This window comes from Achromobacter sp. 2789STDY5608621 (assembly GCF_001299375.1).
GTDB classification, from domain to species: domain Bacteria; phylum Pseudomonadota; class Gammaproteobacteria; order Burkholderiales; family Burkholderiaceae_B; genus Achromobacter; species Achromobacter insuavis.
On the sequence record NZ_CYTU01000056.1, the window covers coordinates 3,319 to 4,790 of the forward strand.

The 1,472-nt window shown below is 69.6% G+C and carries 1 protein-coding gene; it reads left to right on the forward strand.

Annotated elements, in window-relative coordinates; translation table 11 throughout:
* Positions 1 to 1,472: TerC family protein (locus tag AOZ53_RS29255; protein ID WP_054490463.1), on the forward strand; the 1,472-nt coding region annotated here is incomplete at both ends.

Here is a 1,472-nt window from a genome sequence, read left to right on the forward strand (position 1 = left end):
ATGTCCGACCCGACCGCCTGGCTTGGCCTGGCGACGCTGGTCATTCTTGAAATCGTGCTGGGTATCGACAACCTGGTGTTCATCGCCATCCTGGCCGACAAGCTGCCGCCGGCGCAGCGCAACCGCGCCCGCATGATCGGCCTGACGCTGGCCATGCTGATGCGGCTGGGCCTGCTGGCCAGCATCGCCTGGGTGGTGACGCTGACCGCGCCGCTGTTCACGGTGCTGGGCGCCGAGATATCGGGGCGCGACTTGATCCTGATCCTGGGCGGCCTGTTCCTGCTGTTCAAGGGCACCATGGAACTGCACGAGCGCGTCGAGGGCAGCAGCGGCCACGACAGCGGGCAGAAGGTGCAGCACGCCGTGTTCTGGCAGGTGATCCTGCAGATCGTGGTGCTGGACGCGGTGTTTTCGCTGGACTCGGTGATCACGGCGGTCGGCATGGTGCAGGACCTGAGCATCATGATGATCGCGGTGGTGGTGGCGATGGCCGTGATGATGCTGGCCAGCCGCCCGCTGATGGGCTTCGTGGCGCGTCACCCGACCGTGGTGATCCTGTGCCTGGGCCTGCTGCTGATGATCGGCTTCAGCCTGGTGGCCGAAGGCCTGGGCTTCCACGTGCCCAAGGGCTACCTGTACGCCGCGATCGGCTTCTCGATCCTGATCGAGCTGTGCAACCAGCTGGCGCGCCGCAACCGGGCCAAGGGCACGCACGCCCTGGGCCGCCGCCAGCGCACCGCGCAGGCCGTGCTGCGGCTGTTGCGCGCCGGCCGTGGCGGCCAGGCGTCGCAGCAGGCCGATGACGTGGTGGCGCTGGTGGACAGCGCCGGCGAGGAGCCGGCCTTCGCGCCGGAGGAAAGCTCCATGATCGAGCGGGTGCTGGCCATCGGCGGGCACGACGTGCGCGCCATCATGGTGGCGCGCGGCGAGATGGTCTGGCTGGACGTGGCCGATACGCCCGACGTGATCGTGCGCAAGTTCGCCTCGGGCCACTCGCGCCTGCCGTTGTGCGCCGGCGATCCGGCCAACGTGCTGGGCGTGCTGCACTTCAAGGACCTGCTGCCGCTGTTGCAGAACCCGGGCCCGATCGACCTGGTCGAGCTGGCGCGCGAACCGCGCTACGTGATGGAGACCACGCCGGTGCTGAAGGTGCTGGAAGAACTGCGCGCCTCGCGCGACCACATGCTGATCGTGGTCGACGAACACGGCGTGTGTGAAGGGCTGGTGACGCCGATGGACGTGCTGACCGCGGTGGCCGGCGAGCTGCCGGAGGACAGTGAGGCGCCGCCCGAGGCGCTGCAATTGTCCGACGGCTCGTGGCTGCTCGACGGGCGCCTGGCCCTGGCCGAGGCGGCGCGGGTGCTGGAGGTGGCGGACCTGGCCGATGATGCCGGCGACGCGACGCTGGCGGGCCGGCTGCTGCGCGCCGAAGGCCGCATTCCCGACACCGGCGACGTGATCGTGTGGCGCGA